At 43.6% G+C, this 15656-nt stretch carries 16 protein-coding genes and 1 pseudogene; 9 read left to right on the top strand and 8 right to left on the bottom strand.

What is annotated here, in order from left to right; all coding sequences use genetic code 11:
* The 3 genes from NWP21_RS10105 to NWP21_RS10095 form a co-directional block, all read left to right on the top strand.
* A partial coding sequence (locus NWP21_RS10105; RefSeq protein WP_280792594.1) for a DUF4351 domain-containing protein occupies window positions 1–754 on the top strand: 754 nt, incomplete at its 5' end.
* A 248-nt stretch (window positions 755–1002) separates the two neighbouring features.
* A complete protein-coding gene (locus NWP21_RS10100; RefSeq protein WP_280792593.1) occupies window positions 1003–4155 on the top strand; it encodes a tetratricopeptide repeat protein in 3153 nt (1050 codons plus the stop codon).
* 125 nt (window positions 4156–4280) lie between these two features.
* Window positions 4281–5867 (top strand): B12-binding domain-containing radical SAM protein, encoded by a 1587-nt coding sequence (locus NWP21_RS10095; RefSeq protein ID WP_271732600.1) that lies wholly within the window; start codon window positions 4281–4283, stop codon window positions 5865–5867.
* Window positions 5868–5948: 81 nt separating this feature from the next.
* Here the strand turns inward: NWP21_RS10095 and NWP21_RS10090 are convergent, their stop codons facing one another.
* The 4 genes from NWP21_RS10090 to NWP21_RS10075 form a co-directional block, all read right to left on the bottom strand.
* The gene (locus NWP21_RS10090) at window positions 5949–8009 is read right to left on the bottom strand and encodes a ribonuclease R (RefSeq protein ID WP_280792592.1); all 2061 of its coding nucleotides are present in this window, start codon (window positions 8007–8009) and stop codon (window positions 5949–5951) included.
* Between the two features lie 97 nt (window positions 8010–8106).
* The gene (gene rpsR, locus NWP21_RS10085; RefSeq protein ID WP_271732602.1) at window positions 8107–8322 is read right to left on the bottom strand and encodes a 30S ribosomal protein S18; all 216 of its coding nucleotides are present in this window, start codon (window positions 8320–8322) and stop codon (window positions 8107–8109) included.
* Between the two features lie 2 nt (window positions 8323–8324).
* Window positions 8325–8519, bottom strand: coding sequence for a 50S ribosomal protein L33 (gene rpmG, locus NWP21_RS10080; protein ID WP_271732604.1), 195 nt, complete (start codon window positions 8517–8519; stop codon window positions 8325–8327).
* Window positions 8520–8563: 44 nt separating this feature from the next.
* Window positions 8564–9121, bottom strand: a complete 558-nt coding sequence (locus NWP21_RS10075; RefSeq protein ID WP_280792595.1) for an RDD family protein — start codon at window positions 9119–9121, stop codon at window positions 8564–8566.
* A 174-nt stretch (window positions 9122–9295) separates the two neighbouring features.
* Between NWP21_RS10075 and hisD the strand changes: the two genes are divergently transcribed.
* Window positions 9296–10576 carry a histidinol dehydrogenase gene (gene hisD / locus NWP21_RS10070; protein ID WP_280792591.1) on the top strand — a complete coding sequence of 427 codons (1281 nt, stop codon included), beginning with the start codon at window positions 9296–9298 and terminating at the stop codon, window positions 10574–10576.
* On the opposite strand, the gene NWP21_RS10065 is transcribed toward hisD, so the two are convergent.
* From NWP21_RS10065 to NWP21_RS10055, 3 genes are all read right to left on the bottom strand, one after another.
* The gene (locus NWP21_RS10065; RefSeq protein ID WP_280792590.1) at window positions 10568–11170 is read right to left on the bottom strand and encodes a thioredoxin family protein; all 603 of its coding nucleotides are present in this window, start codon (window positions 11168–11170) and stop codon (window positions 10568–10570) included. The two genes, hisD and NWP21_RS10065, sit on opposite strands and share 9 nt — an antisense overlap.
* 10 nt (window positions 11171–11180) lie before the next feature.
* The gene (locus NWP21_RS10060; protein WP_280792589.1) at window positions 11181–11384 is read right to left on the bottom strand and encodes a hypothetical protein; all 204 of its coding nucleotides are present in this window, start codon (window positions 11382–11384) and stop codon (window positions 11181–11183) included.
* A gap of 66 nt (window positions 11385–11450) precedes the next feature.
* Window positions 11451–12308 (bottom strand): hypothetical protein, encoded by an 858-nt coding sequence (locus tag NWP21_RS10055; RefSeq protein WP_280792588.1) that lies wholly within the window; start codon window positions 12306–12308, stop codon window positions 11451–11453.
* Between the two features lie 303 nt (window positions 12309–12611).
* Here NWP21_RS10055 and NWP21_RS10050 point away from each other — a divergent pair.
* The 5 genes and pseudogenes from NWP21_RS10050 to NWP21_RS10030 all read left to right on the top strand — a co-directional run.
* Window positions 12612–12812, top strand: a pseudogene (locus NWP21_RS10050) (Uma2 family endonuclease); the annotation flags it as partial.
* 47 nt (window positions 12813–12859) lie between these two features.
* Window positions 12860–13111: a hypothetical protein gene (locus NWP21_RS10045; protein WP_280792587.1), complete on the top strand. Its 252-nt coding sequence runs from the start codon at window positions 12860–12862 to the stop codon at window positions 13109–13111.
* 57 nt (window positions 13112–13168) lie between these two features.
* Entirely contained in the window at window positions 13169–14389 is a 1221-nt protein-coding gene (locus NWP21_RS10040) for a DNA cytosine methyltransferase (RefSeq protein ID WP_280792586.1), read from the top strand.
* 64 nt (window positions 14390–14453) lie between these two features.
* Window positions 14454–15086, top strand: a complete 633-nt coding sequence (locus tag NWP21_RS10035) for an Eco29kI family restriction endonuclease (protein ID WP_280792585.1) — start codon at window positions 14454–14456, stop codon at window positions 15084–15086.
* Between the two features lie 15 nt (window positions 15087–15101).
* Window positions 15102–15347: a hypothetical protein gene (locus NWP21_RS10030; protein WP_280792584.1), complete on the top strand. Its 246-nt coding sequence runs from the start codon at window positions 15102–15104 to the stop codon at window positions 15345–15347.
* Between the two features lie 46 nt (window positions 15348–15393).
* Here NWP21_RS10030 and NWP21_RS10025 read toward each other — a convergent pair.
* On the bottom strand, window positions 15394–15656 hold a 263-nt coding region (locus tag NWP21_RS10025; protein ID WP_348519769.1), incomplete at its 5' end, for a type ISP restriction/modification enzyme.

Below are 15656 nucleotides of genomic sequence, written 5' to 3'. Positions count from 1 at the left end.
CCTTAACGAATTACAACTACGGTACAATCAGAGAATGCCCCGAAGGATACGGGCTTATACAGCTTTAGCAGAAGAACGTTATAACTTACGGGTGTATCCAGTCTTAATTAACATCCTCCCCCCAAGCAGTAAACAAACCATTCCCCAACGTTACGAATCAGAGATATTAGGGATAACTGCTCATCAAGATTACCAGGTGATTAACCTGTGGGAAGTGGATGTTAATCTGGTGTTTGAGCAGAACATATCAACCCTATTGCCATTTGTACCAATTTTACAGGGTGGAAGCAGGGAAGATAAATTACGCCAAGCGGTGAGGGAGTTAAGGCGGGATGAGCAACTGCAAGACTTAGAACCGTTATTGTCATTTTTTGCTAGTTTTGTCTTAGATATTCCCTTAGTTCAACAAATCATGAGGTGGGACATGACAGTATTAAGAGAATCACCCTGGTATCAGGAAATATTGAAAGAGGGATTACAGCAGGGGGAAAAACAGGGATTACAACAGGGATTACAACAGGGATTACAACAGGGATTACAACAGGGACGACAAGAAGGACGACAAGAAGGACGACAAGAAGGAGAGAGCCAATTGGTTCTACGTCTGTTACAGCGGCGCTTAGGAACCTTGGATGATACAGTAAAACAGCAAATTCAAATGCTACCAGTAGAGCAACTGGAAAGTTTAGCAGAAGAATTATTAGACTTTAGGGATATACAACAGTTACAAAGTTGGTTAGAACAGCTTTCTTGACGGTTGACGGTTGACGGTGGTCGGTGAGCGGAGTCGAACCGTTGACGGTGGTCGGTGCTCAACTAGCGGGGTTTCGACTACGCTCAACCACCGGGTTTCGACTACGCTCAACCACCGGGTTTGGGTTTCGACTGCGCTCAACCACCGGGGTTTGGGGGTATTAAGGGGCGATCGCTATTGAGACTGAGTAAGGATACTCCGGTTGTGGTAATGTAAGATTAAGTACAAGAGGGTTATATTTACGAGCTATGATTATTTTTTGCGGTGGGATTAGCAATGAGTTAAGAAAGTTATCTTACAACCTTTGTAATTCCTTAGTCACTGACATCGGTAACCAAGCTACCCAAGGAATAGCTTGTAACACAGCACCGGAAATAGAGGCTTATTTTAAACTGATTGATCTAACTTCTGCGGTTACACTGGTGGAATATCGGGTTACTTCAGAATTAGTCCTGGGGAAAATTCACCAAGGTGAAGCTAAAAGCATTTATGTACATCAAGACCCGCGGGAAATTCTCGCTAGTCTGGTGACTACTCCCACAGAAAAAGCCGCTTTTGCATCTAGCTTATTAAATCTGTGGCAACAATATCAAGAAAAATGGTTTCCCCAAGAGCATACTTTATTCATCGCCAGAGAAAACTTAGTTTCTCAAGTAGATTTAACTATTACTCAATTAGCTGAATATTTAAAACTTACATTAGAACTTACAGCCACAGATGCAGGAATTACTTTAATTAACCAGTATTGTTTACCCCCAGCAACACCCTGGACTCAAAGCCTCAGCCCAGAACAATGTTTAATTATTGAAACCCTACTGCAACCATTACTGATTTATTTTAACTACACAGATGAGGCTGAGTTATGCCTGAAATTAGAGCAACACTTAGCAGCTATAGAGTTACCAACCCTACTTACAGAACTCAACCCCATACTAACACAGAGTATCTCCTTTAAACCAACTTTGAGGGAGGAATTTTACGACTGCTTAGAGGAATATCTAATTACTAGATTAACCAACCGGGGGGGAGGAGAGGTAGCAGCAGAAATCTGCCATCTGTTCGGGAATATTTTAAGCCAACAACATGAATTAACTTTAGCAGAAAAATGGTATTTACGGGCTGTGAGTATCCAACCGCAGTTAGCTAAATCTCACCATAATTTGGGATTGGTCTATGAACAACAGCATAACTGGGAAGCAGGGATTAATCACCACACCCAGGCGATCGCCATTCACCCCAATTACACTAAAGCTCACTATCGTTTAGGCTTAATTTATCGGCGACAGCAACAGTTTACCGCAGCCATAGGGGAATTTTCCCAAGTTTTAGCACTCGACCCCGGCCATCAAGGGGCAAAATTTAACTTAGCCCTGATCTATGAACAGGAAAATGTGGATGCGATCGCCAATCTTTTAGAGCCTAGTGAACTAGAACTATTACCAAAGCTGACCAATCATATCAATAATACAGGCACGGACTTAGTTAATCAAGGGAAATTAAAAGAGGCGCAAAAATGCTTTGAATACGTGATTGAACTAGACCCAGAGGCAGTTTTAGCTTACTACAACCTAGGCTGTATTTTCCAAAACGAGAAATATTATATTGAAGCTATATACTACTATAATCTGGCTGTAGAAATCGACCCAGAATACATGGGGGCGCTGAAAAATTTAAGTTATGTTTACTATCAAAACGGACAACCGAATTTAGCCCAAGAATGTATTGAAAAAGTCCTGAAAATCAATCCTCAGCACAGCGAAATCTACGAACTTTTAGGGTATTTCGCCAACGACCAAGGAAAAATCCTGGAGTCGATTAATCTCTTCAATGAAGCTCTAAAAATTAACCCCCATCACCCCAAACTCCATTCTAGTTTTTTGTTTAACATTAGTGCTCTGAGCAACTTTACCCCCCAAGAAATCCTAGACTCTGCCGAACTGTGGTATTTACAGCAGGTAGTGAATCAATGGTTACCACACATCAAAAATCACCCCAACCCTAAAACCCCACACCGACCCCTACGCATTGGCTATATTTCCCCTGATTTTCGCAGACATTCAGTCAGTGCTTTTATTAAACCCGTCATCCAACACCATGATCGCAGTCGTGTAGAGGTTTTCTGTTATGGGGAGGTGAGTAAACCAGATGGAATTACGGAGGAAATTATTAACATCTGTGACGCTTGGCGTTCCACAGTGGGGATGAGTGATTTAGAAGTGGCAGAATTAATTAAAAGCGATCGCATAGATATTCTAGTAGACTTAGCGGGACACACAGTAAGTAACCGCTTGGTGGTATTGGGAATGAAACCCGCCCCCATTCAAGCTACATACTTAGGATATTTTGCTACTACTGGGTTACCCACCATTGACTATTGGATTACTGATGAAGTTCTCCACCCCCCTGATACAAAAGAAAAAACCAGCGAAACAATTTGGCGTTTACCCCGGTGCTATGTCAGTTATGAACCGTTAAAAGATACACCGGATATTACCCAACTTCCTTACCAAAAAACAGGTATCTTTACCTTTGCATCCTTCAACACCCTAAGGAAACTGACACCGGAAACCCTATCTTTGTGGACTGAAATCCTCAAAGCTGTTCCCCATTCCCGCTTAGTGATTAAATGCGCCAGTTCTAATGTTTTCAACCCCCTAATTACAGAGAAAATTCAAACCCCGTTTATGAAAGAGGGTATCGACCCCAAACGCATCGCCTTATACGGTGGTTACGCAGCAGACCAAGACCACCTCAACCTATATAATCAAGTTGACCTGCATTTAGATAGCATCCCCTATACAGGGTGTACTACCACCTGTGAAGCTTTATGGATGGGAGTACCCACCCTCACCCTCGCAGGGAGTCGCAAAATGGAGCGCATGAGTGCTAGTATCCTCCATACCTTGGGTTTAGATGATTTCATTGCTCACAGCCAGGCTGAGTATGTGCAAAAAGCTGTAGAATTAGCCCAAAATCCTTACATCCTAGCAAATTTGCGCCCGACTATACGCCAGAGAATGGAAAAGTCTCCTTTGTTAGATGTGGAGAACATGGCCAGGACTTTAGAAACCAGTTATCAGCAAATGTGGGAAACTTATTTACAACAGCAATCACCTAATTCTATCTGTGGGGAGTTAGATGCTGCGGTAACTATTAATGATGATCAAGAGTATATTACACATCATCCTGATGATGCTCAGGCTTACTACCGTTTAGGTTTAGCTTATGTAGCTTCCAATGATGTGGAAAAGGCGGTATCAGCCTATTTGCAGTCTCTCACCCTTGACCGCTCCTGCGCTGTAACATATCAAGCACTAGCTCAACTGTTAAAGGAACAAAAATTAATTGAGGAGGCTGAAAAATATCACCGCTATGCCAGTTTACTCTCCATAAATCACTAATTGATCTGTGTTAAACTGTTACCAAAAGTTGTGTTTTGAATTCGCTGATATTCCTATTCCGTGGGGAATTGATCCGATTTAAGTTACAGTTGGGATAACTATCACAGTGTGAGGATTAATACTATATGCGAATCTTACTGGTATATCCGATATTTCCCAAAACCTTTTGGTCTTACGAAAAAATCTTGGCATTAGTCGATCGCAAAGTTTTATTACCACCTTTGGGTTTAGTAACAGTGGCGGCAATTTTACCCCAAGAATGGGAGTTTAAGCTAGTAGATCGCAATATTCGCCCGGTGACAGCAGCAGAATGGGATTGGGCGGATGTGGTAATTTTCTCGGCCATGATTGTCCAAAAGCAAGATTTATTAGGGCAAATTCAAGAAGCAAAACAACGTGGTAAGTTAGTGGCTGTGGGTGGACCTTATCCCACTTCTGTACCCCACGAGGTACAAAATGTCGGTGCTGATTTTCTGATTCTCGATGAAGGGGAAATCACGCTACCCATGTTTATTGATGCTATTCAACGGGGTGAAACTTCTGGAGTTTTCCGCGCCACAGAAAAGCCAGATGTCACAACTACGCCCATCCCGCGGTTTGATTTACTAGAATTGGATGCCTATGATATGATGTCGGTGCAGTTTTCCCGTGGGTGTCCCTTCCAGTGCGAATTCTGCGACATTATTGTACTCTATGGCCGTAAACCCCGCACGAAAACCCCAGCCCAACTATTAGCAGAGTTAGATTACCTCTATAAATTGGGTTGGCGGCGGGGTGTGTTTATGGTAGATGATAACTTTATCGGTAATAAGCGTAATGTGAAATTGTTACTCAAAGAGTTAAAAGTCTGGATGGCTGAACATCAGTATCCTTTCCGCTTTGACACTGAGGCTTCTGTGGATTTGGCACAAGATCCAGAAATGCTGGAGTTGATGGTGGAGTCTGGTTTCTCGGCGGTGTTCTTGGGGATTGAAACCCCAGATGAGGAGAGTCTGCAATTAACTAAGAAGTTTCAAAATACTCGCGGTTCCCTAGCTGATGCTGTGCAAACTATTATTAAGGCTGGACTGCGGCCTATGGCTGGGTTTATTATTGGCTTTGATGGCGAAAAAGCCGGCGCGGGCGATCGCATTGTCAGGTTTGCGGAACAAGCGGCAATTCCCTCTACTACCTTCGCCATGTTGCAAGCGCTACCCAATACAGCATTGTGGCATCGTCTGACAAAAGAAGGACGACTACGGGAAAATCAAGATGGTAACATCAACCAAACCACATTAATGAATTTCATCCCTACCCGTCCTCTGGAAGATATTGCCAGGGAATATATTGATGCGTTCTGTACTTTATATGACCCGATTAAATACTTAGACCGCACCTATCGCTGTTTCTTGATGATGGGTTTACCAAAGTGGAAAGCCCCAGCTAAGATGCCAGAATGGGTAGTTGTGAAAGCGTTACTCATTGTCATTTGGCGACAGGGGATTAAACGGGAAACTCGTTGGAAATTCTGGCATCATTTATTTAGTATCCTCAAACGTAATCCGGGAGTTTTAGAACACTATATCTCTGCGTGTGCCCACAACGAGCATTTTCTAGAGTATCGCCAAATTGTCCGCGACCAGATAGAAAGTCAGTTAGCTGCGTATTTAGCACAAGGGAAAGAGGAACCTTATGTATTAGTAGAGAAAAAAGCCGAGGCGGTGGCTAGTTAGGCGATATCTCCCCAGTTAATGTAGAGACTCACTATCGCCAGTCTCTACATTACCGATGATTTTCCCCAGGACTCACACAACTTAAGTTGATCCTGACTGACTTTCTTGATAGATGATTTCTTGAAACTGAATCATATCTTTTTGCGGGTCTGCATGAGCAACTTTTACTAATAGCTGTTCGCCTAATCCCACGGAGCGTTTAAAGAACATGGGGAACTGTAGCCCTAGGTCTTCTAATAAGATTAGTCCTAAGTTGCTATCTTCTCGTAGCCACATTAACAGTGTCACATCCCACACTTTATCTGGATGACGGCGCAAATATTCTAAAGCCCAATATCTATTAGTTTGCCGTTCTACCATTGTCACTTCTTGGGTGGTAGATATGACTGTCATCATCACTTCTTTGAGCTGTTCGGCGGAAAAAGGCGGAACATCACCGCGCAAATGGGCTTTGAGTTGAAAGTGAGTCAATAAGTCACTGTAGCGCCGGATGGGAGAGGTTGCTTGAGTGTAGGTATTTAAACCCAAACCAGCATGACGTACAGGGGTGATACTCATTTCACTCTTGGGCATACAACGGCGCATGGCGCAGGCGCGGACAAATCCGGCGGGGAGTAATAGTAGTTCCTCTTCTGGGGGTAATTCTGGTTGTGGTTGACCGCGAAATGGCAAAGGTATATTGTGCAGTTGACCGTAACGGGCGGCTACTTCACCAGCCAAAATCATCATTTCTGCTACCAGTTGCCGCGATGAGGAATCATCTAAAATATCAATGTCAATCTGATCGTTTTTAACTTTGATCATAGCCTCGGGCATACTGATGCTGATGGCTCCTTGATTATACCGCCAAGATTTGCGCCGTTTTGCCCAGTTGGCGATCGCCTCAATTTCAGGTTCTGCTTGCACTCCCAATTCCAGCATCTCATCTACATCTTCGTAGGTGAGGCGATAGGTAGGTTTAATCAAGCTCGCATGAATAGTATAATCTTCCACCCCCCCTGTTTGATCTAATACCACACCAAAGCTCAAGGCGCAACATATCTTTCCCTGTACCAAGCTCATGGGGCCTGTTGCCAACAATTCTGGGAACATGGGAACCATACCCGTCGGCAAATAAACTGTACTTCCCCGTTTTCTGGCTTCCAGGTCTAATTCATCTTCTGGCGCTAACCAGCGGGTGGGGTCAGCAATATGCACCCACAATCGTTCCCGCCCTTCTGGAAGTAACTCCCAACTTAAACCATCGTCTATCTCCGTCGTGCTTTCATCATCAATTGTGTATACCTTTAAACCAGACAGATCTAGGCGATTTGTATCTAAGTCAGTAGGGGGGGAATCTAAGCGTTGTTGCGCCACTTCTAATACCTTGCTAGGAAACTGAACCGGAATTGCGGAACGACGCACAAACAAGTTTTCATGAGCATCCCACCAACCCAAATCTATTAACAATTGCAAGGCTGCTGGGGGGGTAGCAGTACGACCGAGCATATTCATTGTTTCTAACACTGGAGCTGGGGGAGGATATGATCGGGCTAGGTTATCATAATTTACTCCTAACCGCACAACATCCGCCAGCAGAGCCGCGTATTTTTCCAGTGCTTCTAATTTCTGGCGGTCATGACGTTGCCAATCCACTGTTTCACCCCGCAGGGCTTGCTCTACACGAGCCAAAAATTCCTGCTGTCCCCTGGCTTTAAGTGCCTTAATTTCGATTTGGTGTTTTAGCTCTGCTACCTGAACCGCCGTTCGTGGTTCATAAGCGTCTCCCTTTTGCTTGAAATACAGTTTATCTTCCGATAACAAACAATGGGCAGCATAACAAGCAGCTGGTTCTGATTCGGAAAACAGCAGGTTGGCCATTTGCGCTGGTGTGACTGTTTCCCCATCTTCTACCAGTAATTCCCAAGCTACTTCTAAACTAGAGGGATCTATGTAAGGTTCAACTTGCCCTTGAAAACTCCCTATATCCGAGGACTTATAGGTTTGTCCGTTAACTATATAACTAATTTGTCTGGGGGCGAGGCTGTGGGATTGACCACGTTCATCGATCACAAACCAACGGGTCTTACCGTCCGGGCGTTCTACTACACCCAAACGGCGATCGCCTTGAACCCTAAATTCAACTAGCGTACCCTTCTCCACAACTCTCGCTATTTATTGGTGAACATTTTTAATAGTTTCAAGTTCTGAGTTAGGAGTTTTGATTCTTAACTCATCACTCATAACTCATGACTTGTTTTTACGCTTCTGCATTGACAAATGGCAATAAAGCCACAATCCGCGCCCGTTTAATTGCCACTGTCAAGTCTCGCTGTTGCTTACAGGTCAGCCCTGTAATCCGACGTGGTAATATTTTACCCCGTTCGGTAATAAACTTGCGCAACAAATCAACATCTTTATAATCGATTGGTTCTCCTGGCTTAATGGGAGACAGGCGACGACGATAATAACTCATCTTTACTTGATTTCCTTATGAACAGTATGTTTGTTGCAATGGGTACAGAACTTTTTCAGTTCTAACCGGTTAGTCGTGTTGCGACGGTTCTTGGTGCTAGTATATCTGGAAACACCTGGCGATCGCTTATCTGGGTTACTACGACACTCTGTACATTCGAGTGTAACTATTATGCGGACACCTTTACTCTTAGCCATAATCTTAACAAACAGTCAAGCCTGAAGAGAATTAACACAAATTACTATCTTATCACACTTCGGCGCATTTTCTCAGCTAATCGCTTAATTTTAATATCTAAGGAGTAACCCCGGCGGGAAGAAACTATCAAAGTGCCAGCATAGCGATCATGGAGAGCTTGCTGCATCTGATTGTCAGACAAAGCCGCCCCACAGTCAATTGCTAAGGGAAGCAATAGCAGTATAGCCGTGGGATTAGCTATGATATTACTCAGGGCAATCGACACCAAAAGCGTACCAGTGCCGATTATAGCTTCTCGCTGTAGGAGCGATCGCATGGTAGGAACTCTGCCGGTAATTGCTCCATTGCTCACTTCTAGTACTTTTAGGTCAAAAGCCCAACGCCCTAAACTTTGTCCTTGATTATTGTAAACTATCACCACCCGAAAAATTACCCAGAAGCATAGAAAAACGAGGATTTGCAGTATCTGGATACCAACTTGACCGCTTCCCAATATGGAACTAATTAACCAGACCCCCAAGAAATCCAGCCCCAAAGACATTCCTCGCCGGAAAATATCGGCTTGAGGATAGTGTATTTGGGGAACTCGTTCTATAGTCATAAAAAACGAAAAACGATGTGCAGAACCCATCTGAATTATAGTAGTCATTAAAGCTCAGTTAATCTCCCTTGGCACTACTAGCAGGAGTCCCTGAGAAACCTAGACCTAGTGGAAAACAGGTATAGGAGTGTGTCACATTACCGCCAAACCCGCACCATTTGAGAATTTTAGTCTATGCAACTACTTAAAACAACCGCTCCAGATTTTTCCGTTAGATTCAAAGCACTGGTGAGCGATCGCCGGGAAGCAACGGTTGATGTTAGTGGTACAGTGAAAAATATTCTGGCTGATGTGAAAGTGCGCGGCGATGTGGCAGTTAAAGAATATACCAGCCGCTTTGATCACTATACTCCCCCATCCTTGCATTTAAGCGCCGATTTTATTGCCGAACAAGCAGCACAATGTCCGCAAAATGTCAAGGAATCTCTCCAACTAGCAGCCGACAGAATCGGGTCCTTTCACCAAAAACAACTCCCCCAAAATATTGGTTACACCGACACAGCAGGAGTCAAACTAGGATTAAATTGGGTTTCCCTCTCCCAGGTAGGTATCTATGTCCCCGGAGGACGCGCCAGTTATCCGAGTTCTGTACTGATGAATGCCCTACCTGCTAAAATAGCGGGAGTGGATAGGATTGTTATGGCAGTACCTATGCCAGGGGGTGCGATTAACCCCGCAGTCCTCGCGGCCGCCCAAATTGCCGGGGTGACAGAAATTTATAGTATAGGGGGAGCCCAGGCGATCGGCGCTTTAGCCTATGGTACAGAAACTATTGCCCCTGTAGATAAAATTGTCGGTCCGGGTAACGCCTATGTTGCCGAAGCCAAACGCCAGGTATTTGGAACAGTGGGTATTGACAGTGTAGCCGGTCCATCAGAAATTTTGGTAGTAGCAGATAGCCAAAATAACCCAGAATGGATCGCCTGGGATTTGCTATCCCAAGCAGAACACGACCCCAGCGCCCAGTCAATTTTAATTACCGATTCTGCCCAGTTTGCCCAGGATGTGATCCAATCTATTGAGCAAATTCTCACCCATCTCCCTACCAAAGAAGTAGCAACCGCCAGTTGGCAAAAACATGGTGCGGTGATTTTAGTGGAAAACTTAACCGATGGCATACCACTATTAAATCAGTTAGCCCCCGAACACGTCGAACTGTGCATAGATAACCCCCAAGAATTTGCTGATCAGATTAAATGTGCGGGGAGTATGTTTTTAGGACGTTACACCCCAGAAGCCATTGGGGATTACCTAGGCGGACCTAACCATGTACTTCCCACCGCCAGGTCAGCCCGTTTTGCCTCCGGTTTGAGTGTCTATGACTTTCTCAAGCGAATTACCTATTTAGAGTGTAATCAAGAAGCACTGCAAAAAATAGGTAAAGCCGCTGTAACTCTAGCAGAAACTGAAGGTTTACCAGCCCATGGCGGTAGCGTATCTATCCGCCTACAGTGACCCTGAATTAATTACCTGACTCCCATGACTGCGGGGGTCATCTTGATTGTTAACCGGTGCTACTGGGGCGCGAAATTGGGACACCTCCCCACTAGTTGGCGCATAAGGTAAAGATGACCCCGTAACTAAGGCTTCTAAGTTACTGGCCATGACCGTACGGGGTTGATCTCCAATGCTTTGGGCGATGGTTTCCCCATCTGCACCTAAAAACACAAAGTGGGGAATACCATCTACTCGGTATTTGAGCATCTCTGGGAGCCACTTGTTATTATCTACATTCAACATGACAAAGTTTACCCTGTCCCCATATTGTTGTTTGAGTTGGGCAACATCAGGAGCCATTTTTTGGCAGACAGTACACCAGTTAGCGTAAAATTCGACTATTGACGGTTTACCGTTGCTGGTAGCCATTTCTAAGGGAGTTGATGCTTTATCTAGGTCGGCTAAAGAGGCGGAGGTTGTCTGGGTTTTCAATCCTAATATTAAGGCTACGCTCAGGGCGATCGCTACTATGGCAATTAAGAAGTTTCTCACCCTGGTTCCGGAGGTAGTTTGAGGCTGAGAAGTAGAATTAATAGGGGATTCTGTAGTCATGGTTAATTTATTAACAGTTATTAACTATTGTAATTTTTAGTTTATAAAAAAATGATTGGGGGATGATTGCATCTTTACTCAGGCGATCTGCTTGCAGCAGCGCTTCGCGATCGCCCTTGATAATGTAATCTATACAGTAATAACTCAGCTTTTCAGGGGTGTGTATAAATATGATGTCAACACCATAGATATATATTGTCTGTTCTATTGTCACTCACTTTAGTTACTAAGTAATTTATGTGAACCCTAAAAATGATATTTTAACTAACTGAATACACACTTAAAGCTGTACTGTTTTCACTCTAATGATATTCACAAAACTTTCAGCAACATAGCCACAAATTTCTATCATTAAATCAATACACTTAATTGCATTCTCAATAGTTTTGCCGGAATCTTTATATCTAATATTCGTCATATTTTGGACTTCTCTATGTAGGTCTTCAATTTTGTGTTCAATTTGGATTATATTAGATTCAGCTACTTTTAATTGGGTAATTAATTCGTCGGAAATAATATTGTGCCCAATATTTTTATTTTTAACATAAGTATCTACTGTTTGACAAGAACTCTTTATTTCATGTAATTTATGTTGGGCATATAATGATTTTAAAAATTTCTCAGATGCTTGATGTGCATGAAACATTATTGGCTGAGAATCTAAATAAAAAGGATTTTTAAAAGCTGATAATGATATATTGATATCAAAAATACCAGCAGCTAATAACTGAACAATCTCATCATCTATCCTTGTTTCTTCTATGTTCGTTTGTAAAAAATTAATTTTGGTGTAGAAGCTTACACCCTTTTTAAATTCCTCATAAATAAAATCTAGATTATTCTCGGCAAGAGAATCTTTCTCTACCTGATTCATATCATCAATTAGTTCTTTTAGCTTGTGCAGCATTTTCTGTTTGTCATATTCATAATCTAGTTTGATGAGAATATGGTAAAGTTTTCCATTTAGCAAAAATGGCTTATAGCCTAAGCTATTAATAATATTTTCTTGATTTGGATATTTTTCTTTATACCAATCATAAACTTTAAAAACATTCGACACATCTTCAGAGGATGTTTGAAAATCTACGTTTGAACAAGTTTTAGCTGTATCAGGATATAGTTTTTTATTACTTGCCAAACACGCTTATTTAAAGGATATTGCGACTCTAATTTTTTATCTTCTGCTGAAATTTTTTCTTCAAAGTTATTGCCATTATTCATTCTAAAATTCTCCTGAAATTAGCGAGTTTAAACATACATATTGATGCGACTCTGGGTTAATTGGTTTCTTTACCATATCAGATGGTCAAGGTTTATTTGTCTTAGGTCTGTGCGGTGATGACGTGGTGATTTTAAATGAGCCGGATTTTCAACCCCGTAAGTGGTGATGGGCGCTTGGATACGGGGCGATCTGCTTGCAGCAGCGCTTCGCTACTTTGCTATTGAAATTATGCCACCATCGGATAATTTGAAAAAACTTCAGGAGAAAATACAGGAATATATATTAAATGGTTGTCGTTTAGGTTGGTTAATAAATCGGAAAAAACAGGAAGTAGAAATTTATCGCCCTGGACAAGAACTAGAGATTTTAAAATTGCCATTAACCTTGTCTGGTGAGGATGTTTTACCTGGGTTGGTATAACGGCTTCACTTGTATGTATTCTGCTAAAACCTAATTCTGGTTGGGGGATGATTGCATCTGTACTGAGGCGATCGCCTTTAATATCGCCCTGCGCGGGTATTATGATGAGGTTTGACCCCACCCCCAACCCCTCCCCTTACAAAGGGAGGGGAGTGTATAGAGTGGCGATCTGCTTACAGCAGCGCTTCGCTATCGCCTTACAGCAGCGTTGCGCGATCTGCTTGCAGCAGCGCTTCGCTATCGCATATAACCTCGTACAATTCCTTCAATACTTCTGCCATACCTTTCCTTACTGGTAATTTCTCAACTCAAATACGAGTTTTATATAATAATGAGGTGTTCTTGAAATCAAAAACGTGAAATCAGTAGAACTATTTACGGGTGCTGGAGGTTTGGCTTTAGGGACAGCTAAGGCTGGGTTCCATCATTTGGCACTCGTCGAACGCGATAAGCACAGCTGCCACACAATTCGGGAAAATCAACAGCGCGGGGTATCTGTTGTTAGGGATTGGCGCGTCCATCAGATGGATGTCCTGGATTTCGATTTTTCTAGTCTTGGTGGGGAAATAGATTTACTGGCTGGTGGTCCACCGTGTCAACCGTTCTCGATCGGGGGAAGACATGGTGCCCACCTCGACAAACGGGATATGTTTCCCCGGTTTTTTCAAGCGGTACGGGAGTTACGCCCTAAAGCTTTTTTGATTGAGAATGTGCGTGGGTTATTGCGTCAAAATTTTATCAATTATTTTAAGTATATTAACTTACAGCTTGCCCACCCTGAGATGCAGCCCAAACAGGATGAGTCTTGGGTTGACCATTTGGCGAGGTTGCAAGGCCATCACAATAGTGGTGTTAGGGATGACCTTGGTTATCGGGTCACGTTTAGGTTGCTGAATGCGGCGGATTATGGAGTAGCGCAGAAACGGGAACGGGTTTTTATCGTGGGTTTTCGTGACGATTTGAATGTTAATTGGTCTTTTCGCGAACCAACCCACACCGAAGAAGCCTTGATTTGGCACAAGTGGGTAACGGGTGAGTATTGGGAGAAACACGGTGTTTCTAGTAATGACCGTCCGGAAATACCAGCAAAATTAAAATCCCGTTTGCAACGATTTGGCACAAATTTGTTAAGTACAATGACTGCTCCTTGGTGTACGGTTCGGGATACTATTTCTGACTTGCCACCACCCGAAAACGTCGATATAGCAGCATCGATACCCAACCATGTTTACATCCCAGGAGCAAAAAGTTATCCAGGACATACGGGTAGTAATTTGGATGAGCCGGCGAAAACTTTGAAAGCGGGGGTGCATGGTGTCCCTGGTGGAGAGAATATGCTGGCTTTGCCTTCTCGGGAAGTGCGTTATTTTACAGTGCGGGAGGCGGCGAGATTGCAAACTTTCCCCGATGATTATTGTTTTCCCTGTACCTGGGGTGAGTCGATGCGACAAATTGGCAATGCGGTTCCCGTCACCCTAGCTTATATTATTGCCGCCAGTATCCGCCAGCATTTAGAGGAATTACCCCCTCAACTTCCTTCGGGGTCAAGCGTTGGCGGAAAAGTTCTGAGTCGTTAGGGGAAAATTTGCCTTGGGGAACAGTTCGCAGGAAGATATAGGTGCTGTTGAGTCATAATTGCCCATGCCCCTAGAGGTTTTTCAAGCACCCCCCAGTTTACGCGACCAATTAATTGAGTTTCAGGCTAGACAGCAATGCCATCCCCTTACGCAACTGGAAGATTTTAAAGAGGAGTTGGCTGGCTATGTGGGTATTTATTTGCTTTATTACAGGGGTGAGTTCCCCTTGTATTCAGGTGTTCGGGTTGCGAACCAAACTGCTTGCTGTATGCCGATTTATATTGGCAAGGCTGAGAATCCGGGTAAGCGTACTGGGAAGGGAAGCATTAGGGGAGGCTTGATTGGGCGTTTGCGGGAACATCGCAGTTCCATCCTTCAAGCCACAAATCTAGATGTTGGGGATTTTGATTTTGCAGTGGTAGCAATGGCGGTGGATTTGGTTGCTTGGGCAGAAGCTGTGTTGATACGGCATTTCCAACCCCTGTGGTGCAGCGTTATTTCTGGTTTTGGCATCCATGCACCGGGTAAGGGACGAGGAGCACAGATGCGTTCGATGTGGGATGAAATACATCCAGGTCGATCATTTGCAGTGCAGTTACCAGCAAATCTGGTTACAGTTGGGGGTTTACAACCCCGGGTGGGGCAACACTGTCAGAATGTGGCGGTGCGGTTGGGGTGTCCGACGGAGGAACGGTAACAACCGTATTTATTGGTGGTTAATGGTTTTGCTTTTGACCGCAGTCCCGTGGGTTTGTTTGTAAAATTGCGAAGGCGATCGCCTTGCAGCAGCGCTTCGCTATCGCCTTTAATATCGCCCTGCGCAGGTATTATGATGAGGTTTGACCCCACCCCCAACCCCTCCCCTTACAAAGGGATGGGAGTGTATAGATTGGCGATCGCCTTTAATATCGCCTTACCATCCCCTCCCACAGATCCCCCACAGATCCCCGACTTCTAGCTAAATTATCCTAGATTATCTGTGATAATGTGAGAAGTCGGGGATCTTAACCACCCGACATCTGATTAACTATATTCATGGTTTCCACACTCACCCTACACACCCGCATCAATAAATCTATGACCTGTTCTTTGTAGTCTGCAAACCGGTAAGTGTTGAACTTTTCCGCAATAGTCGGGTCTTTGGGTTTCTTCTCTTTATATTGATCTAAAATCCATTCTAAGGCGCAACGATTGCCCAGCATATATTCCCATGCTATACTGGGTATACCTTGTAATGTGGTCACATCATCTAAGATAATAATTCCTT

The sequence above is a fragment of the Anabaenopsis sp. FSS-46 genome (assembly GCF_029891665.1).
GTDB classification, from domain to species: domain Bacteria; phylum Cyanobacteriota; class Cyanobacteriia; order Cyanobacteriales; family Nostocaceae; genus Anabaenopsis; species Anabaenopsis arnoldii.
The sequence above is the reverse complement of the archived record's forward strand: the minus strand, read 5'-3'. Positions and strand labels throughout refer to the sequence as shown.